This is a genomic window from Corynebacterium sp. HMSC074C01 (genome assembly GCF_001814605.1).
Classification (GTDB): Bacteria; Actinomycetota; Actinomycetes; order Mycobacteriales; family Mycobacteriaceae; genus Corynebacterium.
The window spans coordinates 83,766-104,717 of sequence record NZ_KV817260.1; the positions used below are offsets into that span (position 1 = coordinate 83,766).

The 20,952-nt window shown below is 61.8% G+C and carries 21 protein-coding genes; 17 read left to right on the forward strand and 4 right to left on the reverse strand.

Features of this window, described 5'->3' with window-relative positions:
* Position 1 precedes the first annotated feature (1 nt).
* From HMPREF2978_RS02020 to HMPREF2978_RS02030, 3 genes are all read left to right on the forward strand, one after another.
* Positions 2-913 carry a glycosyltransferase family 2 protein gene (locus HMPREF2978_RS02020; RefSeq protein WP_210398330.1) on the forward strand — a complete coding sequence of 304 codons (912 nt, stop codon included), beginning with the start codon at positions 2-4 and terminating at the stop codon, positions 911-913.
* A gap of 56 nt (positions 914-969) precedes the next feature.
* Entirely contained in the window at positions 970-2,064 is a 1,095-nt protein-coding gene (locus HMPREF2978_RS02025; RefSeq protein WP_070743868.1) for a mannose-1-phosphate guanylyltransferase, read from the forward strand.
* A 534-nt stretch (positions 2,065-2,598) separates the two neighbouring features.
* A complete protein-coding gene (locus tag HMPREF2978_RS02030; RefSeq protein WP_005528147.1) occupies positions 2,599-2,847 on the forward strand; it encodes a WhiB family transcriptional regulator in 249 nt (82 codons plus the stop codon).
* A gap of 83 nt (positions 2,848-2,930) precedes the next feature.
* Here HMPREF2978_RS02030 and HMPREF2978_RS02035 read toward each other — a convergent pair whose 3' ends face one another.
* Positions 2,931-3,401, reverse strand: coding sequence for a metallopeptidase family protein (locus tag HMPREF2978_RS02035; protein ID WP_070644146.1), 471 nt, complete (start codon positions 3,399-3,401; stop codon positions 2,931-2,933).
* Positions 3,402-3,494: 93 nt separating this feature from the next.
* On the opposite strand from HMPREF2978_RS02035, the gene HMPREF2978_RS02040 reads away from it, so the two are divergent.
* A complete protein-coding gene (locus HMPREF2978_RS02040; protein WP_012714896.1) occupies positions 3,495-3,938 on the forward strand; it encodes a DUF3499 domain-containing protein in 444 nt (147 codons plus the stop codon).
* 67 nt (positions 3,939-4,005) lie between these two features.
* The gene (locus tag HMPREF2978_RS02045; protein WP_070644141.1) at positions 4,006-5,373 is read left to right on the forward strand and encodes a phosphomannomutase/phosphoglucomutase; all 1,368 of its coding nucleotides are present in this window, start codon (positions 4,006-4,008) and stop codon (positions 5,371-5,373) included.
* A gap of 139 nt (positions 5,374-5,512) precedes the next feature.
* Here the strand turns inward: HMPREF2978_RS02045 and HMPREF2978_RS02050 are convergent, their stop codons facing one another.
* Positions 5,513-6,865 carry an FAD-dependent oxidoreductase gene (locus HMPREF2978_RS02050; RefSeq protein WP_070743870.1) on the reverse strand — a complete coding sequence of 451 codons (1,353 nt, stop codon included), beginning with the start codon at positions 6,863-6,865 and terminating at the stop codon, positions 5,513-5,515.
* 229 nt (positions 6,866-7,094) lie between these two features.
* Here HMPREF2978_RS02050 and HMPREF2978_RS02055 point away from each other — a divergent pair, with 229 nt between their 5' ends.
* The 4 genes from HMPREF2978_RS02055 to HMPREF2978_RS02070 are packed head-to-tail and all read left to right on the forward strand — an operon-like array spanning position 7,095 to position 10,708.
* Positions 7,095-8,765: a nitrite/sulfite reductase gene (locus HMPREF2978_RS02055; RefSeq protein WP_070517833.1), complete on the forward strand. Its 1,671-nt coding sequence runs from the start codon at positions 7,095-7,097 to the stop codon at positions 8,763-8,765.
* Positions 8,762-9,016, forward strand: coding sequence for a hypothetical protein (locus HMPREF2978_RS02060; RefSeq protein WP_010189207.1), 255 nt, complete (start codon positions 8,762-8,764; stop codon positions 9,014-9,016). Before HMPREF2978_RS02055 ends, HMPREF2978_RS02060 begins: the two co-directional genes overlap by 4 nt.
* A gap of 11 nt (positions 9,017-9,027) precedes the next feature.
* Positions 9,028-9,720, forward strand: a complete 693-nt coding sequence (locus HMPREF2978_RS02065) for a sirohydrochlorin chelatase (RefSeq protein WP_070517834.1) — start codon at positions 9,028-9,030, stop codon at positions 9,718-9,720.
* The gene (locus HMPREF2978_RS02070) at positions 9,713-10,708 is read left to right on the forward strand and encodes a sulfite exporter TauE/SafE family protein (protein ID WP_070517835.1); all 996 of its coding nucleotides are present in this window, start codon (positions 9,713-9,715) and stop codon (positions 10,706-10,708) included. Before HMPREF2978_RS02065 ends, HMPREF2978_RS02070 begins: the two co-directional genes overlap by 8 nt.
* Before the next feature lie 23 nt (positions 10,709-10,731).
* On the opposite strand, the gene cobA is transcribed toward HMPREF2978_RS02070, so the two are convergent.
* Positions 10,732-11,460 (reverse strand): uroporphyrinogen-III C-methyltransferase, encoded by a 729-nt coding sequence (gene cobA, locus HMPREF2978_RS02075; protein WP_070526259.1) that lies wholly within the window; start codon positions 11,458-11,460, stop codon positions 10,732-10,734.
* A 29-nt stretch (positions 11,461-11,489) separates the two neighbouring features.
* Here cobA and HMPREF2978_RS02080 point away from each other — a divergent pair, with 29 nt between their 5' ends.
* Both HMPREF2978_RS02080 and manA read left to right on the forward strand, forming a co-directional pair.
* Positions 11,490-12,443: an exopolyphosphatase gene (locus HMPREF2978_RS02080; RefSeq protein WP_246818714.1), complete on the forward strand. Its 954-nt coding sequence runs from the start codon at positions 11,490-11,492 to the stop codon at positions 12,441-12,443.
* A gap of 9 nt (positions 12,444-12,452) precedes the next feature.
* A complete protein-coding gene (gene manA / locus HMPREF2978_RS02085) occupies positions 12,453-13,682 on the forward strand; it encodes a mannose-6-phosphate isomerase, class I (protein ID WP_070526254.1) in 1,230 nt (409 codons plus the stop codon).
* 77 nt (positions 13,683-13,759) lie between these two features.
* On the opposite strand, the gene HMPREF2978_RS02090 is transcribed toward manA, so the two are convergent.
* Positions 13,760-14,707: a DNA-directed RNA polymerase II gene (locus HMPREF2978_RS02090; protein WP_070526252.1), complete on the reverse strand. Its 948-nt coding sequence runs from the start codon at positions 14,705-14,707 to the stop codon at positions 13,760-13,762.
* Between the two features lie 369 nt (positions 14,708-15,076).
* Between HMPREF2978_RS02090 and HMPREF2978_RS02095 the strand changes: the two genes are divergently transcribed.
* The 6 genes from HMPREF2978_RS02095 (at position 15,077) to HMPREF2978_RS02120 (ending at position 20,934) form a co-directional block, all read left to right on the forward strand.
* Complete coding sequence (locus tag HMPREF2978_RS02095) at positions 15,077-15,430, forward strand: DUF4259 domain-containing protein (RefSeq protein WP_070743872.1); 354 nt, start codon at positions 15,077-15,079, stop codon at positions 15,428-15,430.
* A gap of 44 nt (positions 15,431-15,474) precedes the next feature.
* On the forward strand, positions 15,475-16,095 hold the full coding sequence (locus HMPREF2978_RS02100; RefSeq protein ID WP_070743874.1) for a dTMP kinase: 621 nt from the start codon (positions 15,475-15,477) through the stop codon (positions 16,093-16,095).
* A gap of 1 nt (position 16,096) precedes the next feature.
* Positions 16,097-16,783: an MtrAB system response regulator MtrA gene (gene mtrA, locus HMPREF2978_RS02105; RefSeq protein WP_010189192.1), complete on the forward strand. Its 687-nt coding sequence runs from the start codon at positions 16,097-16,099 to the stop codon at positions 16,781-16,783.
* A 90-nt stretch (positions 16,784-16,873) separates the two neighbouring features.
* Positions 16,874-18,526: an MtrAB system histidine kinase MtrB gene (gene mtrB / locus HMPREF2978_RS02110; RefSeq protein WP_070526242.1), complete on the forward strand. Its 1,653-nt coding sequence runs from the start codon at positions 16,874-16,876 to the stop codon at positions 18,524-18,526.
* A complete protein-coding gene (gene lpqB / locus HMPREF2978_RS02115; RefSeq protein WP_070743876.1) occupies positions 18,523-20,232 on the forward strand; it encodes an MtrAB system accessory lipoprotein LpqB in 1,710 nt (569 codons plus the stop codon). The genes mtrB and lpqB overlap by 4 nt, the downstream gene beginning before the upstream one ends.
* Positions 20,233-20,253: 21 nt before the next feature.
* Entirely contained in the window at positions 20,254-20,934 is a 681-nt protein-coding gene (locus tag HMPREF2978_RS02120) for a ComF family protein (RefSeq protein ID WP_070743878.1), read from the forward strand.
* Positions 20,935-20,952 lie beyond the last annotated feature (18 nt).

Consider the following 20,952-nt stretch of genomic DNA (forward strand, 5'->3'; position numbering starts at 1 on the left):
CGTGCGCGCGCTGGCGTTGGGTACGCTCAAATTCATCGTGAAGAATATACAGAAACCCCTGGCCGTGGTCACCGTGACCTTTTCTCCTGGCCGTTACCTTAGCGACTTCTTGTCATCGCTGCGCTTGGCGACGTCCCAGCCTACCCTCACCATCCTCGCCGATAACGGCTCGACCGACGGGGTGCCGGAAGCTGCCGCGCGGGAGCACGCGGACGTGGAATTCCTCGATACTGGGGGAAACCTTGGCTATGGCGCCGGAATGAATGCCGGCGCGCGTTTCGCTCGAGCGAAAGGCGTCGATGAAGAGTTCTTTCTCATTGCTAACCCGGATGTGACGTTTATCGAAGGTTCTCTGGATGAGCTGATCGCGTGCGCGCGCCGCCACCCAGATGCCGCGGCGGTGGGGCCGCGCATCGTGGAGCCGGATGGCAGCAACTATCCCTCTGCACGCGCGGTGCCGACGTTGTTGACGGGTGTGGGACATGCGCTCTTTGGCACGATCTGGCCTTCCAATCCGTGGTCGCGTGCCTACCGCGATGATGCCGACATGGACAGCGAGCGCCCCGCCGGCTGGCTATCCGGTTCCTGCCTGCTGGTGCGATGGGAGGCTTTTGAGCAGATCGGTGGCTTTGATGAGCGTTACTTCATGTATTTGGAGGACGTGGACTTAGGCGACCGCTTCACTCGCGCCGGCTGGCGGAATATCTTTTGTCCCACGGCGGTGATTACCCACGCCAAGGGCCATTCGACGCAGGCCCATCGCGGCGCGATGCTGCGTGCCCACCATGATTCTGCCTATCGCTTCCAAGCGGATAGGCACCCGCACTGGTACCAAGCGCCACTGCGCGCGGCTTTGTGGCTGGGATTGCGGGTGCGCGGGCTGGTTTTAAGCGCGTGCCGCGACGGCTCCTAGGGCTGGGGCGCTTATACACTAACGGTGGCTTATCTGAAAAGAGATTAAGGAACGATATGACTGAATCAGCGCCCCAGTGGGGATCGACGGCCGATGCCGTCATTCTGGTGGGAGGTCGCGGCACTCGTCTGCGCCCGCTGACGATTGGCACGCCGAAGCCGATGTTGCCCACGGCCAACTACCCATTCCTGCAGCACCTGCTTGCGCGTATCAAGGACGCGGGGATTGAGCACGTGGTGCTCTCCACCTCCTATAAGGCGGAGGTTTTTGAGGAGTACTTCGGGGACGGCTCCGAGCTGGGCCTGGAGATTGAGTACGTGGTGGAGGAGACCGCTCTGGGCACTGGTGGCGGTATCCGCAATGTCTATGACAAGCTGCGCCAAGATACGGTCATGGTGTTCAACGGTGACGTTTTGTCCGGAATGGATCTAAACGGCATTCTCAATTCGCATCACTCCAAGGATGCGGACGTGACGATGCACCTGCTCAACGTTGCTGATCCTCGCGCCTTTGGTTGCGTTCCGACGGATTCAGAGGGCCGGGTGACGGCCTTTTTGGAGAAGACGGAGGATCCGCCGACGAACCAAATTAATGCTGGCTGCTACGTGTTCAAGAAGGATGTCATTGAGACCATCCCGGCTGACCGCGTGGTTTCTGTAGAGCGCGAGACCTTCCCGCAGCTGCTGGAGTCGGGCCGCCTTGTGGTCGGACACGTGGACAACTCCTACTGGCGCGATATGGGCCGTCCGGATGATTTCGTCCGCGGTTCCTCCGATCTGGTGCGCGGTATTGCGCATTCGCCGTTGTTGGTCGGCCGCACGGGTGAGTCCGTGGTGGATGAGTCCGCGGGCATTGCCGGTGGCGTGCTCCTTCTGTCCGGTACGGCGGTGGGCCGCGGTTCCGTCATTGGGGCGGGTTCGCGTTTGGATGGCACGGTGGTCTTTGATGGCGTGACCATTGAGCCGGGTGCCATCATCAACAACTCCATCATCGCCTCGGGTGCTCACATTGGTGCGAACGCGCACATCGATAACTGTGTCATTGGTGAGGGTGCAATCATTGGTGCGCGCTGTGAGCTGCAGGGGGGCATGCGCGTCTTCCCGGGCGTGAGCATTCCGGACGCGGGCGTGCGTTTTAGCTCCGACGCCTAGGTGCTGCCGCGCAGTGGAATAAAGCGATAGGAAAGCGCGGAGAGCAGGGGGTGTCTCTCGGCGCTTTCCTTTTCTTGTGTATGAGTAACGGCGCCGAAGGCTAAGCGATACACGTGGCCGTGACTCGTGGTTTTCGTGGTGCGAATGAGATCCATGTGTTTTGCCGGACTGGGTGGCGACACGCCGAAGAAACCTTGGAATTGTTCACAGGATAGGGGAAGGGTACTACATGTAGTACCCCCGACGATTACCCCCCGACTAAGAGATCTGTGACTGATGTGAAAGTTGGGGACTCTGTACAGCATTTTCGCTGGAGCTGCGCAAAAATCTTCCGCGACAGGTTGACGATATTTAGTGATTCGGTGTGAAATGACATCAGTGTAATCAACGGCACGGCGGGCGCGGCACCGAGAAATCTTTTCGGTGTAGGGTCGGTGCCACCGAATTAAGAGAAAAACGACCTCGGAGAAAGGAAGCAGCGTGGACAATACAACGAATAACGGCGCTATTCTCCGTGGCGGTGCTGCTGCAGAGATGTCGCTCGATGAACTCTTTGGTGCCGTCGAGCAGGAGTGGCAAGACCAGGCGCTGTGCGCCCAAACGGACCCGGAAGCATTCTTTCCCGAAAAGGGAGGATCTACCCGCGAGGCTAAGCGCATCTGCCAGGCCTGTGCGGTGCGTGATGAATGCCTCGAGTATGCCCTGGAGCATGATGAGCGCTTCGGAATCTGGGGTGGACTGTCAGACCGTGAGCGTCGCCGCCTCAAGCGTGAAATTGGTTAGAGCGTAGCGCAACCGCGAGCGAACAACCTTACTTCCCCTTTGTTGTTGGGCTTAGAGTTCAACAGTAAGGGGGAATAGTGGTTTTACCAGGTAAAGCGCGGATCAATATCTCCTGGATCGACATTGAGATAATGTGCCACCAGCGCGGTGAGCACTGTGGACAGTAGTTCTTCGCGCTCCTGGGCAGAATGCACACGCTCCTCCACGGGCATGCGGAAGATGACCAACCGTGCGCGTGTGGGCTGCCCATCGGAATCGACCCCTGCGGGGACAATGCGTCCGAGCGGAACCGGGCCATCGGCGATGATTTCATCCGGCATCACGGTCATATCCACGGATAGGCGCATTCGGGGCACGGTATCGACCGCGAGATCGAGCCCGGTGAGCTGTTCCGCGAAAGCATTGTGGATGGGTGCGTAGGCCTCCAGCACGGCCATGTCGAAGCGCTCAGCGCTGCTGCGATAGCGCGGTGTGTTGTGGGGGAGCAGGGGTCCGCGTGCACCGCGGCCATGGCGGTGGCGGGCCGGGCGAATATGCGGGCGGGGCGTGCTCATGCGGCTTAGTTTAAGCCGCCCGGAACAGGGCTTGCGGCGAGACGCGCCGCGCTGGACTATCTAAATCTCAAGTTAGGGTTTAGACTTGGGCCCGTGAATAGCTCTCGCCATTGCTCCCGCCCCGGCTGCGGCCGTCCCGCCGTGGCGACGTTGACCTATGCCTACGCGCAGCAAACCGCCGTCGTGGGCCCACTGTCTGAAGAAACCGATCCCCACGCCTGGGACCTGTGCGAAAAGCACAGCGCCCGCATCACCGCCCCGCAAGGTTGGGAGATGGTGCGCGTTGACCGCATCGAACTCGATGAGGATGATGACCTCACCGCGCTCGCGGAAGCTGTCCGCGAGGCCGGGCGCGTGACCACGGGCTTGGTGGATGATTCCACTGCTGGTTCCGGTGCCGATCCCATTGACTATTCCGCCACCTTCGACGGCGCCGATCCGCGTAACTCCAACCACCCTGTGTTCCGCACCCGCCGAGTGCACGATGCCCGCCAGCGCCGCCGCGCTCACCTGACTGTGGTGCCGGACGCAGAGTAGCCATTCGGGCGCTTTCTAGCCCGTCGGACGCAGATCACCGCGTCCGACGGGGGTATGCTTGTGGGCTATGCGAACTCGTGAACAGCTCAATGCAGTGATCAAGGCCTATGACGTCCGTGGTGTCGTGGGCGAGGACATCGATGAGAACCTCGTGCGTGATACTGGTGCGGCCTTTGCCGCGATTCTCCGTGGGGAAGGGGAGAGCACCGTGGCGGTGGGCCATGACATGCGTCCTTCCTCCCCGCAGCTGGCCGCTGCTTTCGCGGAGGGCGCTGCTGCGCAGGGCCTCGATGTTATCCATCTCGGTCTGACGTCTACCGATGAGCTGTACTTTGCCGCCGGCCACCTGAACTGCGCGGGCGCTATGTTTACCGCCTCCCACAACCCGGCGAAGTACAACGGCATCAAGCTGTGCCGCGCGGGTGCTGTTCCGGTGGGCCAGGAGACAGGTCTGGAGCAGATCAAGGACATGCTGATCGACGGCATCCCGGCCTTCGACGGCGAGCCGGGCACCGTCACTGAGCGTGAGGTTCTGCCGGACTACGCGGCATTCCTTCGCGGCTTGGTGCCGCTGGAGAACTCCCGCCCACTGGTCGTGGCTGTCGACGCCGCGAACGGCATGGGTGGACACACCGTCCCGGCGGTCTTTGAGGGGCTGCCTTTCGACGTGCGTGACCTCTACTTCGAGCTGGACGGCACCTTCCCCAACCACGAGGCGAACCCGCTAGATCCGAAGAACCTGGTGGACCTGCAGAAGTTCACCGTTGAGCAGAAGGCGGATATCGGCCTGGCTTTTGATGGCGATGCGGATCGCTGCTTCGTGGTGGATGAGAAGGGCCAGCCGGTGCCGCCGTCTGCTATTTGTGCACTGGTGGCGGAGCGCTACTTGGACAAGTTCCCAGGCTCCACGGTCATCCACAACCTGATTACGTCGAAGACGGTTCCGGAGCTCATCGCGGAGAAGGGCGGCAAGGCCGTGCGCACCCGCGTGGGCCACTCCTTCATTAAGGCCCAGATGGCCAAGGAGAAGGCGGTCTTTGGTGGTGAGCACTCCGCTCACTACTACTTCCAGGAATTCTGGAATGCGGACTCCGGCATGCTCGCGGCCATGCACGTGCTGGCAGCCCTGGGTGAGCAGGACAAGCCGCTGAGCGAGCTGATGGCCCAGTATTCGCGCTACGAAGCCTCGGGAGAGATTAACTCCACCGTGGAGGATCAGAAGGCAACGACCCAGCGCGTGCTGGATGAGCTGGCGGACAAGATTGAGTCCGTCGACGAGCTCGATGGCGTGACCGTACAGTTGAAGGGCACCGAGGCCTGGTTCAACGTCCGCGCCTCCAACACCGAGCCGCTGCTGCGCCTCAACGTTGAGGCTAAGACTGAAGACGAGGTGCAGGCCATCGTCGACGAGGTCCTCGGCATCATCCGCGCCTAGCGTGTGAAGGCACGTGCCTTCACACGAAGGCCTCGAGCCTTGAGACGAAAACTGCCCTATCTGACGATTTTCCCCGCGTTCATTGCGGCGGGAGCGATAACTTCGTCAGATAGGGCAGTTTTAATTGGGACGAGCCGGCTTAGTCGCGCGAGTGGTTGACCATCTCTTCCCACTCGACAAACTTCTTGCGCTCGCGGCCCTCGGCCTCACCCAGTGCGCGCTCGGCGGCGTCGAGCTTCTTCCAGCCCTCCCAGGTCAGGTGCTCCAGGCCCTTGGACTCGAAGAGCTCGACGATGTCCTCCTCGCGGGAGTGGGAGAGGTTGCCTGCTTCGGCGTCGGCAAGCAGCATGCCGATGGTCTCCGTGGCATCGGACTTGGTGTTGCCGATAAGGCCCACCGGACCGCGCTTGATCCAGCCGGTGGTGTAGAGGCCCGGCACGACCTCACCGTCGAGGTCAACGACGTGGCCGCCGTCGTTATTGATGACGTTCTTCTGCTTGTTGAAGGGGACACCCTCGATGGCATCGGAGCGGTAGCCCACGGCCAGGTAGACGGCCTGGGCCGGCCACTCGGTGAACTTGCCGGTGCCGGAGACGGAGCCATCGCCGTTGAGTGCGGTGCGCTCGGTCTTCACGGCAGTAACCTTGCCGTTTTCACCGATGAACTCCACCGGCTGCTCAAAGAGGTGAATCTGCAGGGTGTGCGGGGCATCCTTGGGCTCGCGGATGGCGTAGCCTTCCAGAGTTTGGCACACCAGGTCGCAGGACTTGGCCTCTTCGCGGGCCTTGAGGGAGGCCTCGTCGTAGTCGATATCCTCCGGGTCCACCACCACGTTGATGGTCGGGGAGTGGTCGAGCTCCTTGAGCTCCAGCGGGGTGAATTTCGCCTGCGCCGGACCGCGGCGGCCGAAGACGCGCACGGTGGTGGCCTGGTTCTTGGCCAGGGACTCATAGACGTTGTCGGGAATCTCGGTGGATTCCTTGAGCTCATCGCCGGTCTTGGCCAGGATGCGGGCCACGTCCAGGCCCACGTTGCCCACGCCGATCACCGCGACGTCGGTAGCGGAAAGATCCCAGGAGCGCTCGAAACGAGGGTTGCCGTCGTAGAAGCCAACGAATTCGCCGGCGCCATGAATGCCTTCGAGGTCAGAGCCGGGGATCTGCATGCCTAGGTCGCCGACGGCGCCGGTGGCGAAGACGATGGCGTCGTAGTACTCCTCGAGCTCGGAGACGGTGACATCGCGGCCCACGTTGATGTTGGAGAGAAGGCGAATCTGCTCGGTGTCGAGCACACGGTGCAAAGAGTTGACGATGCCTTTAATGCGCGGGTGGTCCGGAGCCACGCCGTAGCGGATGAGCCCGAAGGGGGCGGGCATCTGCTCGATGAGATCGATCTGAACGTTGCCGCCGGTTTTCTTCACCAGGATGTCGGAGGCGTAGATGCCGGCTGGGCCGGCGCCGATGACGGCTACTTTCAGGGGCTGCTGGGTCATGATGGCCTTTCGGAATGTTGTAGTAACTAACGAAAGCTTAGGTCTAAACAAGCGTGGGTTTCATTGAACCGGCTTGTCTGCTGTAGGGCAACTGGGCCTAATTACATTCGGAGAACATTGTGGCATAAACCCAGCGTGCTTTGCATATTCGGGAGAAAATAAAAAAGACTGCTTTGTCTGTTTTAGCTAGACCGGTAGGTTTTCACTAACCGACGAAAGGCAGCAGATTATGACCACCGCGACGAAGCGACCACCCCGCGCAAAGAAGCCAGAAGGCCAGTGGAAGATTGATGGCACCGCGCCGCTGAACTCCGACGAGGAGATTAAGCAGGCCGATGATGCCCTAGCAGTGCGCCAGCGCGTTATCGATATCTACTCCAAGCAAGGATTTTCCTCGATTCCCGCAGAGGACCTCGCCCCACGTTTCAAGTGGTTGGGCCTGTATACCCAGCGCAACCAGAACTTAGGCGGTGAGATGACCTCCAAGCTCAGCAACACCGAGCTACAGGATGAGTACTTCATGATGCGCGTGCGCTTCGATGGCGGCCACGCGGATCCCGCTAAGCTGCGCGCGGTGGGAGAGATTTCGCGCGATTATGCGCGCTCTACCGCGGACTTTACGGACCGCCAGAACATCCAGCTGCATTGGATTCAGATTGAAGATGTCCCCGCCATCTGGGAAAAGCTGCGCTCCGTGGGGCTAGATACTCTACTGGGCTGCGGCGACGTCCCCCGTGTCATCCTGGGCTCACCGGTAGCGGGAGTGGCTGCTGACGAAATTATCGACGCCACCCCGGCCATCGAGGAGATCAAGAATGACTACCTCCTGCGCGATGAATTCCATAACCTTCCGCGCAAGTTCAAGTCCGCCATCTCCGGCAATGTGCGTCAGGACGTGACCCACGAGATTCAGGATGTCGCCTTCGTTGGTACGGAGCATCCCGAGTATGGCCCGGGTTTCGATTGCTTCGTGGGCGGAGGTCTGTCCACCAACCCGATGCTCTCGCAATCCCTCGGCGCGTGGATCCCGCTCGAGCGCGTCCCAGAGGTGTGGGCTGGAGTCGCACGCATCTTCCGCGACTATGGCTTCCGCCGCAACCGCAACCGTGCGCGCCTGAAGTTCCTGGTGGCGCAGTGGGGCATTGAGAAATTCCGAAAGGTACTGGAAGAGGAATACCTCGACGCACCGCTTCTCGACGGCCTCCCGCTTCCCGTCGCTCCCGGCAACCGTGACCATCTCGGCGTGCACCGCCAGCAGGACGGAAAGTTTTACGTGGGCGTCAAGCCCACCGTCGGGCATGCCACCGGCGAGCAGCTCATCGCCATCGCGGACGTGGCCGAGAAGTTCGGCATCAGCCGCATCCGCACGACGCCGATGAAGGAGCTGCTCTTCCTCGACGTGGAAGAAGAGGACATCCCTGCGCTGTCGCGCGCCCTGGATGAGACGGGCCTGTACTCCCAGCCCTCGGAATTCCGTCGCGGCGTCATCTCCTGCACCGGCCTGGAATTTTGTAAGCTCGCGCACGTGACCACCAAGGCCCGCGCCATCGAGCTCGTCGACATCTTGGAAGATACCCTCGGTGACCTCGACGTCCCGATTTCTATCGCCCTCAACGGTTGCCCCAATGCCTGCGCGCGCTCGCAGGTATCAGATATCGGCCTTAAAGGGCAGATCGTGACCGATGCTGATGGCAACCGCGTCGAGGGTTTCCAGGTCCACCTTGGCGGCGCCCTTGGCCTCTCCCCGGACTGGGGCCGCAAGCTGCGCGGACACAAGGTGGTGGCGGATGAGGTCCCGGACTATGTCATTCGCTTGGTCAACAAGTACAAGGAGCAGCGCGAAGACGGCGAGCAGTTCCGCCACTGGGTCCTGCGCGCGGACGAGGAGGACCTGCAGTGAATTTTCGTCGTCAGCCTAACCCGAACCGTAACCACCCAGCCTTTTGCCCCTACTGCGCCGGAACAAACCTATTTCCAGATGAGGAAGATGATTTTGCCTGGAAGTGCGAAGAATGCCTCCGCATCTTTTCCGTACGCTTCCACGGCCAAGACGATGCCCCCGTAGCGCCCGCGCCGGCGGTCTCCTCCGCGGAGGCGCTGCAGCGCTCTCTCGCTCGCCGCGGCCATTCCACCGCGAAAACTCAGGATTAAGGAAACCCACCATGACCGCCCCGACCGCTACCACTGCATTACTAACCCTGTCACACGGCTCACGCCACCCCGAAGCTGCAGCAAACGTTATGGCGCTGACCCATGCCGCTGGTGAGCTTGCTGGTGTGCCGGCCACCGCCGCACACTTAGAATTCAATGACCCGCCACTCGATGAGGCGGCGCGCTGCCTAGCAGTGCAAGGAATACGCGAGGCGGTCGTTGTGCCTTTGCTCTTTACCGAGGGCTACCACCAGCGCATCGACGTTCCTGAAGCTTTGGCCCAGGCTTCTGCGGCGTCGGGAGTGCGCCTTCACCAAGCCCGTGGACTCGGTACCGGCGAGGACATGGCGCGTCTGCTGGCAGAGCGAGTTCCCGAGGGAACAGATACCGTTGTCCTCTATTCTGTCGGCTCCTCCGATGAGCGTGCCAACGCCGCTGTCGCTGATCTAGCGCGACGCGTCGGCGAGCTGGCCGGTTGCACGGCGAAGGTTGCCTACGCCACGCGCGGTGAGCGCCAGCCCGTTGAGCCAGATGGCAATCAGGAGGTCGTCGTGCCACTCTTTGTGAGCCCCGGCCTGCTTTTAGATCGCCTCGACGAGGAGGCGGAGCACGGCGGCGGGGAGCCCCGGCAGGTTCTCCCTCCGCTGGGTGAGGCGCTCGCCGGCATTGTTTCCCACCGTTATACGGAGGTGGCCCATGCGTAGCCTCATCCTCATCGCGATTGCGGGTGCCGCCGCGCAGCTTGTCGACGGCGGCATCGGCATGGGCTTCGGCGTTACCTCCACCACCATCCTGCTACTGGCGGGATTGGGGCCTGCGACGGCCTCCGCCGTGGTGCACACATCGGAGCTAGGCACCACCTTGGTCTCCGGAATTAGCCACTGGCGTTTTGGCAATGTGCATTGGCCCACGGTGCTCAAGCTCGGTGTGCCGGGAGGCCTGTCGGCCTTCATCGGAGCGACGATTCTGTCTAACCTCTCGCTCGAGGCCGCCGAACCCGTGACCTCCGCGATTCTCTTAGTCCTAGGCATCAACCTCGTCTGGCGCTTCTCGCGCCCACGGAGCAGCACATCGCAGGAGACTCGACAGCACTCCACTCCCTTCCTCGCGGGGCTTGGCGTGGTGGGAGGCTTTGTCGATGCTTCGGGCGGCGGTGGCTGGGGGCCGATTTCCACCTCGACGCTCATGGCGGTCGGCCGCGAGCAGCCGCGGCGCATCGTCGGCACTGTTAACACCGCAGAATTCCTCGTTACTTTTGGAGCCACGGCAGGCTTCATCGTTGGCCTCTGGGAAGAGATCGTGGCTAACGCTGCCGCGGTTGTAGCGTTGCTTATCGGCGGAGTCATCACCGCACCGATTGCAGCGTGGCTCATCTCGCGCATCAACCCCACGCTCCTTGGCGGCTTCGTGGGCACGGCTATCGTGACGCTCAACATTCCTAAGGCCCTAGGGTGGGCGCTGGCGCATCAGCAGATCCTTCTTCTGCAGGTCGCTGCGCTGGTCCTCGGAGTTGCTCTCACGGTATGGGCGAACCAACGCCGGGCTCGATCCGCACAGGGCGAGGAGGGGGATAGCACTTCGCAGCAGCGCACTGGCAGCCGTGTCGTCGAAACGACGGAGCCGACTGGCCGCGAGGGCGCCCATGCAGGCAGCTCCGCGGAATCCGAGGAAGAGCGCGTCAGAGTTGATTAGAAGGAGTTGACTAGAACTCGGGGCTAGAGCCCGGCAACCTCACCGATGACGATGACCGCTGGGGGAGCCACTGAGTTCTCCTCCATCGTGGTCCCTAACTCAGCCAGCTCGCACTGGAATGCCCGCTCGCCATCGAGGGAGCCTTCCTGAATGATGCGCACGGGGGTGTGGGGGGAGAGGGAGGCGTCGATCAGCGCGGTGGCAATGGCCGCCGCGTTCTTCACACCCATGATGACCGAAAGCGTGGCCCCAGACCGCGCGAGTGCTGCCCAATCCACCAAGGACTTGGGGTGGCCTGGCGGCAGGTGCCCGGAGACCACCGTGAAGGCATGGACGACGCCGCGGTGCGTCACCGGCGTCCCCGCCAGTGCGGGCACCGCGACCGCCGAAGTCACCCCGGGGACGACTTCCACCGGGATGCCTGCCGCAGTGAGCGCAGTGAGTTCTTCGAAACCACGCCCAAACACATAAGGGTCCCCACCTTTGAGGCGGACCACGCGGCGCCCCTGGCGGGCGTTGTCAACCAAAATCTCGTTGATGCGCTCCTGGGCCACCTGGGCGCGGTAGGGGATCTTGGAGACGTCGATAAGCTCCTTGGCGTCAATATCGCACAGCTTATCCAGCTGGGCGGTAGGGCCGAGGTGATCTGCCACGATGACCTCAGCATCCTGCAGCGCCCGCATGCCACGCACGGTGATCAGATCCCACGCGCCGGGGCCGCCGCCGACAAGGACTACCGGATGAATGCTCATGGCCACTAATCCTAGCTATGCTCGGGCCTATGACTTCCTATGACCCCGAAACCGTGGGCTTCTTTGACATCGCCCACGAAGGCGCCCAAGCGCGCGTGGTGGCTGCATCCGTGCCGGAGCTGGCCCGGCTCCTGGGTGGGCTGCGCCCGCGCAGCCTCGTCATCTTGGCCGCGGATCAGATTTCGCGCGCCGCCGCGCATGTTGCTGTGGGCCTAGCCGAGCCCGCTGAAGTCCCCATCATGGTCAGCGAATCACTGCCGCACTTTACTGGTGCACTCGATGTCGTGGTGGTGGCGGGGGATAGCCCGTGGGCGGAGCGTGCGCTGCATACTGCTGCGCGCCGGGGTGCCACGACAGTCCTTCTCAATGAGATCGAGGATGCTCCCGAGGACACCATCGTCATCGACACCTTGCCCACCGCCGAAGGGATTTCCCCGGTGCGCGTGATTACAGCTGTGCACGCCGTGTACGCGGTGCTGAGTGAGGACCCAGTTCTCGTTTCCCGCCGCGTGGAGGACATCGCCGATGCCGTGGACCGTGAGCTGGAAGCACTATCCCCGCAACGTGACTCCACGACGAACCCTGGGCGCGCGTTGCGTGAATTCGTAGAGGGCGGGCGAGTCATCCACAGCTGTGGGCCCGATCCTTATGCGCTGTCGGAGGAGCGCACGCGCGTGCACCTCGACGCGCTTGTTGCCCGCATGGCTGGCGCGCTGTGGGCAGCCCACGGGCTGGGAGGGACCGTTGTTGATGCGGAAGGCTTAGGGCCGATTCTGCAGACAGACCCGACTGACATCTTCTATGACCCGTTTGAAACGGAAGAGCCTTTGGTACCCTTGAAAGTTGTTTTATGGGGACAGGAAGAGGCGAACCTTCCCCACTCTTTCGCAGCAGCGAGCGCCGACACCTCCTGTGGGGAATTGGCCCGCGCGCTGCAGCTGATTACGCGCAGTTATGCCGCGACCGCCTACGACGTGAAATAGAGGATTTCAATGAAGTTGCTCACCAGCGCTGCCCGCAATTATTCGTGGGGTTCGCGCACGCTTATCCCGACGCTGCTCGGCGAACCAGAAGCCCACAGCCCGGTAGCTGAGCTGTGGTTCGGTGCGCATCCGGCTGACCCTTCAACGATTGGGGAGGAGAAGCTGGATGAGATCATCGCGGCCGACCCCGAAGGACAGCTGGGGCAGCGGGTGGCGGATAAATACGGCGCCGGCCTGCCCTTCCTGCTGAAGATTCTGGCGGCCGCTGAGCCGCTATCGCTGCAGGCGCATCCTTCGAAGATGCAGGCCGAGGAAGGTTTTGCCCGTGAGAACGCGGCGGGAATCGAACTCACGGCAGCCAACCGGAACTACAAGGATGACAACCACAAGCCGGAGCTCATCGTGGCGCTCACCGAGTTTTATGCCATGGCGGGCTTCCGCCCCCTCGCGCAGACCCGTAGCCTCTTCGCGGCTTTGGAATGCGAAGAACTAGCGCACTATGAAGGCATGCTCGACGCGGATCCAGCCGCCGAAGGCGATAGCCTCCGTGCGCTGTTTACCACGTGGATTACTATTCCTGGCGCCAAGCGCAAGGAGCTGATCAGCGCGGTAGTGGCCGCTGGTGAGCGGCTCCGCAGCGCCCAGGCTGGTGAGCCGTGGATGGCCACCGTAATGGGTACCGTGGCCAAGCTCAATGAACAGTACCCAGGTGATATCGGCGTTCTGGGAGCGCTTCTGCTCAACCACATTGTCCTGCAGCCGGGAGAGGCGATTTACCTCGACGCCGGGCAGCTGCATGCCTATGTCTCCGGCTTAGGCGTGGAGATCATGGCCAACTCCGATAACGTGCTGCGCGGCGGATTGACCCCGAAGTTCGTTGACGTTCCTGAACTGGTCAAGGTCCTTACCTACGAGGCGGCTGAAGACCCGCGCGTGGACCTGGTGGATGCCTCCGAAACCGGAAACGTGAAGGGTGCTAAGGCATGGTCTTATCCGGTACCGATTGAGGAATTCCTGCTGGACCGTGTGGAGCTTTCCGGCGAGGAGAGCGTCGACGTCGACAGCGATGGCCCGATGATTCTGTTGTGTACCTCCGGCGCAGCTGCGTTGAGCAACGCAGAGGGAGAGAGCCTCAGCTTAAGCGCGGGCCACGCTGCGTGGATCCCTGCTAGCGACCCGGCAGCCACCGTCCGCGCTGCCGGTGCCGAGGACACTGAGGTATTCATCGCCCGCGTCTAAGCCCGCGGCGGGGCGGCAAGCCTTAAAACTGCAGAGCTGCCCAGGCTTTGTTTGCGCCTGGGCAGCTATGGGGGAATTTAAGCAGACTCTGTGAACGCCGGTCTGGCAGTTGGCTCGGGGGAGCTTTCAGCTGGAGCAGTGGCGGAGGGGGTTGCTGCAGAAGGTTCCTCGGCAACGGGGGCATCATCCGTCGGTGCAGCTGGGGTGGGAGCCTCGTTGCTTCGGTGGGTTTCGGTTTCGCGCCCCAGCGCTTTCACACCATTGCCGCCTTGTGGGGCGGTTCCTTCCCACGGCTTCTTGCCAGCTTCGCGGGGGTCTGCGGGATCCTTCCGCTCCTCATAAGGTGCGGGAGCTTCGTGGGTGAACCCAGCTGGCCGCGGATTGAAGGTTCCAGGGGAGTCGGAAGGTTCTGATCGCGGGGGAGTGGGTTCCTCAGGCTGTGGCTGAGGTTGCCCGGAGGACTGCGGGCCAGCGTGGTGGTCCTCCGTTGGGCTCTCCTGCGGAACGACGGTCGGTGATTCCGGTGTGGTCGGCGGCTGCGTCGGCTCTGAGCTCGGCTGAGGAGAACCCGGTGCTGGCGACTCAGGGGCAGTCGTAGCGGAACCCTCGGATGGCGGCGCAGTGGGCGCCGTGCTGAGCGGCGCTTGCGGGTACTGAGTGTTCGGGGTTACCTGTGGCTGTTGGTTCTGCAGCGAGGAGACATTGTCAGGGCGGTAGACAGCCGTGGGTGCAGCCGGTTCCGTGCGGTTTACTACGGCATTCGGTGCCAAGTACGGGTCCTCCGCGGGTGCGGCAACCTGGGTCTGGGACTGCTTGGAGCGCGTCGAGCTCGGGGAGGCCGTGGTGGTGTAGGAGTGCGTTGCCGAGGATGACGTGGCCGGAGCGCTCGACGCAGCGGTGGCGGCGGAGGGCTTGGAGACCACGGAATCCGGCGCGCTCATGCGCCACACTGCGATGCCAACGGCGACGGCACACAGGAGGCCTACCACGACGAAAGCCACAATGCGGCGAGGGGTGCTCGTCATGCGGGGCGCTCTCCTTCCTACTTAAAATGCTGCGCAAAAGCCTGCTCAAATGTCACAAGACGGTAACAACGATAACACGAAACTGAGGATAGTAAATGGGCTGGGCAATAATCCCCGTGCATTTCTTATGCAAGCCGGTATTCGGAGCGCTGTAGAAGGAGAGAAATGTGAAAGAGGAAGGAAAGGTAAATAGGTAGCTCTGTAATAAAACGGGACTGCAGGACCAAGCCTTGCATACGTGCGCCTAAAGAATGGTAGAAATTGGATTAGATAGCGGCTGCGCGGCGTGCCCCGCCCGCGAATCCGCACCGGCAACCGTGGATAAAAGAACACAGACCCCTAATTCACCAGAGCATTAAGGAGAAAACAATGAGCTCATGGGATGAAGACATCTTCGCTGACGAGGCCAACGTCGACTTCTTGGATGAACTGGCTGATCTAGAGGATAAAGAGATCGTTGCTGCGGTCGATGATGCCTGCGCGCTCGCGGTCTCAGGCGAGGCGCAGACTGAGGAGGAACAGCGCAACGCCCTAGCAGCGGCCACGATCGCCGCCATCTGGGCAGGTGCTCCGTTCAGCGCCGGGGAGGTCGTTGAGGACTACCCCTTCATCCGGGATCTCGCCGGATCCGGCAGCGAGAACCTGAACGAAAATGCCCTCGAGCTCATCGAAGGCGTGGAGGAAGACTATGATCTCGAGCCCTTCATTGAGGCTCTGTCGTAGAGGCAGCTTTCCTAGACACAGCTCGAGCACCAGATACACCAAACATGCTGATCAGTATTGAAGGAATTGACGGCGCGGGTAAAAACACCATCACCCAGCGCTTGCGGGAAGAACTAGCCTGCGATGTCGAAGTCTTAAGCTTCCCACGCTACGAAGACTCCATCCATGCTCAGCTCGCGCAGGAGGCACTCTACGGGCGTATGGGTGACCTCACCGATTCGGTCTACGGGATGGCCACGCTCTTTGCGCTGGATCGGCGGGGCGCCAAGGAGCAGCTCCTCGCCGCCGCTGAATCCACGGATACTCTGCTCATTTTGGACCGTTATGTGGCCTCCAACGCCGCGTACTCCTCCGCGCGAGTGGGAGGGGAGCTCATCGTCGATTGGATTTATGAGCTCGAATTCGAGCGCTTCGGCCTACCAGTGCCGCAACTGCAGATCTTTTTGGATACCGACGTTGCCCTTGCCGGCCAGCGTGCCGTGGCCCGTGCAGCCGAGGGTGAAGGACGCAATCGCGACCGCTATGAGCGCGATGCCGCATTGCAGTCACGCACGGCGGCTGCCTACCGCCGCTTGGCAGAGCAACAGTGGGCAGGGCGGTGGATCGCTACAGCGGATGCCGATATGATTATCCAAGCTGTCAAGGAGCTTGTAGGAGAACAATAACGTGGCACCGAAAATCTTGGTCGTGGATGATGACCCGGCAATTGCCGAAATGCTCACCATCGTGCTCGAGGCAGAAGGGCTGGAGCCTATTGCCGTCAACGATGGTAATGAGGCCATCCCGGCCTTCCGCGAGCACGACCCGGATCTGATCCTGTTGGATCTCATGCTTCCGGGCATGAACGGCGTTGATATCTGCCGTGCCATCCGTACCGAGTCCTCGGTGCCCATCGTGATGCTGACCGCAAAGACCGATACCGTCGATGTGGTCCTTGGCCTCGAATCAGGGGCGGATGACTACATCACCAAGCCCTTCAAGCCGAAAGAGCTCATCGCCCGCATCCGTGCGCGCCTGCGCCGGATTGACGGAGGTACAGGCGAAATTATCGAGGTAGGGGACCTGCTTATCGACGTCCCCGAGCACACCGTCACCCGCAAGGGCGGCGAGGAGATTTCGCTGACCCCGCTGGAATTCGACCTCCTGCTGGAAATGGCTCGAAAGCCCGGACAGGTGCACACCCGCGAGGCGTTGCTCGAATCTGTCTGGGGCTACCGCCACGCTTCCGATACTCGCCTGGTCAACGTGCATGTTCAGCGCCTGCGCGCAAAGATCGAGCATGACCCAGAGGATCCGCACATCGTGCTCACGGTACGCGGTGTGGGATACAAGACTGGAAAAGTCGCCGAGTAAAGGACTACCGCTATTTTTGGTTGGTTAAGGCGAGCCCGGGATGGCGTCGTCGAGCGCTGGCGCACGTCCCTGCAGACACGCGTCTTGGGCATGATGCTGGTCGCCTCCACGGTGGTCATGATCATCCTGGCTTATGCGCTGGTGTCGGTGTTGACACAACAGCTGGTGAGCCAGAAGGAAGACACTGCACTGCAGGAGCTCGACCGCGCCCGCGTGGCCGTGGAACAGCAGATCGACGCCACCGGCACAGCAAATTCAACGCAGGTGCGCATCAACTCTGCTCGCGCCGCCTTGGGCCAAATGTCGGCGCAGCAACCCGATGCCCAAGCTGTGTATGAGCCGGTCATCGTCGTTGAAAACTCAGACGGCACGGCCACGACCTCGCCGGAGGGCTACCGCATTCCCGATGGCATGCGCGAGCTCGTCGGCCGCGGTCAGGTTGTCCAGCAATACGCCACGGTGGACCAGCAGTCGGGGGCGACTTATAACGCGTTGATGGTGGGCACGCCCATCGAAAGTGATATCCCGAATACCCAGGTCTACCTCGTATTGTCCATGGAATCCGAGGAATCCACGATGGCGCTTATGCGGGGTTTGCTCTCGGCCGCCGGAGTGGTGGTTGTGGTCCTCCTCGTCGGCATTGCCTGGCTGGCCACCCAGCAGGTGATCGTTCCGATTCGTTCCGCATCCCGCATTGCGCAACGATTTGCCGCCGGCCACCTGCGCGAGCGCATGGTGGTCAACTCGGATGATGAGATGGGCCGCCTTGCTTCCTCTTTCAATGACATGGCAGACAAGCTGTCAAAACAGATTACCCAGCTGGAGGAGTACGGCAACCTCCAGCGGCAATTCACGTCCGATGTCTCTCACGAGTTGCGCACGCCACTAACGACGGTGCGCATGGCGGCGGATGTCATCGCGGAAGACGCAGAAGAGTTCAATCCCTACACCAAACGTTCGGCGGAGCTGCTCATCAAGGAGCTGGATCGTTTCGAAGACTTGCTCGCGGACCTGTTGGAGATCTCTCGCCACGATGCAGGCGTTGCTGATTTGTCCACTGCCTCCATCGATATTCGCTCCTGCGTGGACTCCGCACTGAGCCAGGTGGAGCACCTCGCCGCAGAGTTGGGGGTGGAGGTAATCGTTCATGCCCCAGAGGAACCCGTGGCTGTGGAATGCGATTCGCGCCGCGTCGAGCGCATCTTGCGTAACCTTCTCGCGAACGCCATTGATCACTCTGAAGGCAACCCCGTCACCGTGGATATCGGGGCGACTGAGGATGCCGTTGGCATCGCCGTCACCGATTCTGGTGTGGGACTCAAAGAAGGCCAGGAGGAACTGGTGTTCAACCGCTTCTGGCGCGCGGATTCCTCGCGCAAGCGCCACTCAGGCGGGACCGGCTTGGGCTTAGCCATCGCTCGCGAGGATGCCGTGCTCCATGGAGGCACTCTGGATGCCATCGGCTACTTCGGCGTTGGCTCGCGCTTCCGTCTGATCCTGCCACGCACTCCGGGGGAAGCGGTGGAATCTGAGCCCATTGCCCTCGAGGTCCCCGGTGCTTCGAAGCCCGTCGAAGCGGAGGAACAGTCTGCGTTCGAGGTGAGCACTGAACCAGGAGCCCTTGCAGTAAAGGCAGAGCCAGATAACGGGATAGTGTGGCCCTCGGAGCGCGAAGCGCGTGGCGCGGAAGCACCGTTCAATCAAGACATCGTCCCCGATTTCGACGAGGAGGCCCAGCGATGATTCCGGCCCGCCGCCCACTCGCAGTACTCAGCTGCGTTGCGCTTACTACCCTCGTCGGGTGCTCGACCTTGCCACATAACACCGAACCCCAGGTGATCGGCACCTTTGAACCGCATGAGCGGGCAGATGATGCCGTCGTGGAGCCCCGCACCGATAGCGAACCGGACCTTTTAGTCCGTGACTTTTATTCGGCCGTGGCGATTCCCACTGGTAACTACGCTGCTGCCCGCACCTTCCTTTCTTCCGAAATCGCTAATTCTTGGGATCCCACGGATACCGTGCTCGTCGTGGACTCCATCGACCTTGTGACCTCAAACATGGAAGACGGTGCCCTCGAGTATTCGGTGCGCGGCAACATCATCGGCCGTCTGGCGAATGGCGGGGCCTATGTCCCGGATAACTCACGCCTTGAGGCGACTGTCCGACTGCGCCAGTTCAATGGGCAATGGCGCATTACGGACCTGCCCACCGGCGCGGTGATCGAGCGCACGGAACTGCGCAACCGCTACCGCCCGCAGTCGCTGTACTTCTTCGGTATAGCCCAGCGCCTACTAGTGGCGGACCGCAGGTGGCTCTACTCAGGGAAGGACTCGATCGCTTCAGAGCTGGTCACCCTCTTGCTACAGGGCCCGTCTTCCGATATTGCTCCGGCGACGTCCACCCTGATCCCGAAGGATGCCACTTTCTTAGGCATCAACGATGGCGTGTATGAATTCAGTGGTATGTCAGCAATGAGCCAGGAGGAGCGCCTCAAATTTGCCTCCCAGTTGGTCTGGACTCTCAACAATGCGGAGATCACTAGTTCGGTGCGCGCCACCATCGATGGCAGCCCCTTGGTTGACAACATGGAGGAGATGACCATCGATGATTTCGCCGAGTTTAACCCAGAGGTAGCTGCCCAATCCGTGCCCAAGCTCTACGCCGTCAACGACGGCTCGCTGCTGGAAGTCAAGGGCGAAGGTAGCACCGAGGTACAGGGCATGGCCGGCCAGATCCACGACATCCAGTCTGCCGATATCTCGGATGAGGGGATGGTGGCCGCGGTGCGTAAGCGTTCTGAGAAGGAATCGCAGCTGGCGATGGGCGAGCTCGGCCACGAACTCAAGGATTCGGTCAAGGGCGAAACCCTAGCCCGCCCCACCTTCGAGGTGGGCGGCCAGGTGGCGTGGACCGTCGTCGATGGCAAACATGTAGTCCGTGTGACGCGTTCGCCGGCGACTGGCGAACTGAGCACTGCCGAGGTTGACACCTCCGCACTGGAGAACGTAGAGGGAGAAATCTCGGTCATCCGTCTGTCCCTCACGGGAGCCCGCATCGCCATGATCATCGACGGCAGCATTTATACCGGCGTGGTGGCCCGCGCGACTTCGGGCGAGCGGCGCATCGTCAACATCCACCAAGTTGGCCCAGAGCTGACTGGCTCGGCCTTGTCCGTGGAGTGGCAGACGGATGGTTCTTTGCTCGTGGGTACCTCGGCGTCGAACTCGCCCGTGTGGCGTATCGAGCAAGACGGTTCTTCTGCTACCACCTTGCCCACCGGAAATATCACCGCGCCTGTGGTGGCGGTGGCTTCCTCACCGTCGACGCACTACGTCACCGATGCGCATGCCCTACTGCAGCTTCCCGCAGGCGGATCTGAACGCTCGTATTGGCGTGAAGTCGAAGGTCTGCAGGGAGTGCGCTCTTCCCCCATTATCGCGCGCTAGAGTCGCGCTACAGTGGGGTGCATGCCGAAGAATCGGGGGATAGGGGAGGCCACGGTCGCTCTCGTGGAGCTTTTCTTGCCACGTCCCTGCGCCGGGTGCGGGGGAGAAACAGCTGCGGGCGGGGTGTTGTGCACGTCCTGCCAGGAACACTTGCGGCAGGTTCCGCGCCGGGTGGAACGGCCGCAACCTTTGGGGTTTCCGGCATGGGCTCTTGGACCCTATTCCGATACTCGCCGCGGGGTCATCATTGCCATGAAGGAACGTGGGCACCGCGCAGTGCGTGCTCATCTCGGGGCGGTGTTCGCCGCCGGCATCGATTACTTGCGCGCCCGAGGTGATATCCCGGAGACCGGGTTGCTTGTGCCGGCGCCGACGCGTGTGTCTTCGGCGCGTCGCCGCGGTGGCGATCCTGTTGCTTCGCTGTGCCAGGCAGCGGCTGCCAGACTTCCGGGCTGGGCTGTGGTCAATGCCTTGAGTACGGCTGAAAGCAGCGCGGACCAATCGGAGCTCAGCGCCGTGGAGCGCGCTGATAACATGCGGACAGCCGTGCTGTTGCGTCCCGCCGCCCGCGAACTGGTGGGGAAGAGCGTGCTGCTTGTCGACGACGTCATCACCACCGGCGCAACGCTGCGCGCCAGCGCCGCGCGTGTGTGGGCTATCGGGGGTGACGTTGCGGGCGCGATTGTGCTGGCAGATGCGTAGGGTGGGCCGCTATCGAGC

What these genes read in the sequence shown, in the direction of transcription:
- HMPREF2978_RS02035 (WP_070644146.1), bottom strand. Translation starts at nt 3,401, where the DNA reads ATGAGCACGCCCCGCCCGCATATTCGCCCGGCCCGCCACCGCCATGGC.
- HMPREF2978_RS02055 (WP_070517833.1), top strand. Translation starts at nt 7,095, where the DNA reads ATGACCACCGCGACGAAGCGACCACCCCGCGCAAAGAAGCCAGAAGGC.
- HMPREF2978_RS02025 (WP_070743868.1), top strand. Translation starts at nt 970, where the DNA reads ATGACTGAATCAGCGCCCCAGTGGGGATCGACGGCCGATGCCGTCATT.
- HMPREF2978_RS02090 (WP_070526252.1), bottom strand. Translation starts at nt 14,707, where the DNA reads ATGACGAGCACCCCTCGCCGCATTGTGGCTTTCGTCGTGGTAGGCCTC.
- mtrB (WP_070526242.1), top strand. Translation starts at nt 16,874, where the DNA reads ATGATGCTGGTCGCCTCCACGGTGGTCATGATCATCCTGGCTTATGCG.
- manA (WP_070526254.1), top strand. Translation starts at nt 12,453, where the DNA reads ATGAAGTTGCTCACCAGCGCTGCCCGCAATTATTCGTGGGGTTCGCGC.
- HMPREF2978_RS02100 (WP_070743874.1), top strand. Translation starts at nt 15,475, where the DNA reads ATGCTGATCAGTATTGAAGGAATTGACGGCGCGGGTAAAAACACCATC.
- HMPREF2978_RS02070 (WP_070517835.1), top strand. Translation starts at nt 9,713, where the DNA reads ATGCGTAGCCTCATCCTCATCGCGATTGCGGGTGCCGCCGCGCAGCTT.
- HMPREF2978_RS02120 (WP_070743878.1), top strand. Translation starts at nt 20,254, where the DNA reads ATGCCGAAGAATCGGGGGATAGGGGAGGCCACGGTCGCTCTCGTGGAG.
- HMPREF2978_RS02065 (WP_070517834.1), top strand. Translation starts at nt 9,028, where the DNA reads ATGACCGCCCCGACCGCTACCACTGCATTACTAACCCTGTCACACGGC.
- HMPREF2978_RS02095 (WP_070743872.1), top strand. Translation starts at nt 15,077, where the DNA reads ATGAGCTCATGGGATGAAGACATCTTCGCTGACGAGGCCAACGTCGAC.
- HMPREF2978_RS02045 (WP_070644141.1), top strand. Translation starts at nt 4,006, where the DNA reads ATGCGAACTCGTGAACAGCTCAATGCAGTGATCAAGGCCTATGACGTC.
- cobA (WP_070526259.1), bottom strand. Translation starts at nt 11,460, where the DNA reads ATGAGCATTCATCCGGTAGTCCTTGTCGGCGGCGGCCCCGGCGCGTGG.
- lpqB (WP_070743876.1), top strand. Translation starts at nt 18,523, where the DNA reads ATGATTCCGGCCCGCCGCCCACTCGCAGTACTCAGCTGCGTTGCGCTT.
- HMPREF2978_RS02080 (WP_246818714.1), top strand. Translation starts at nt 11,490, where the DNA reads ATGACTTCCTATGACCCCGAAACCGTGGGCTTCTTTGACATCGCCCAC.
- HMPREF2978_RS02050 (WP_070743870.1), bottom strand. Translation starts at nt 6,865, where the DNA reads ATGACCCAGCAGCCCCTGAAAGTAGCCGTCATCGGCGCCGGCCCAGCC.
- HMPREF2978_RS02030 (WP_005528147.1), top strand. Translation starts at nt 2,599, where the DNA reads ATGTCGCTCGATGAACTCTTTGGTGCCGTCGAGCAGGAGTGGCAAGAC.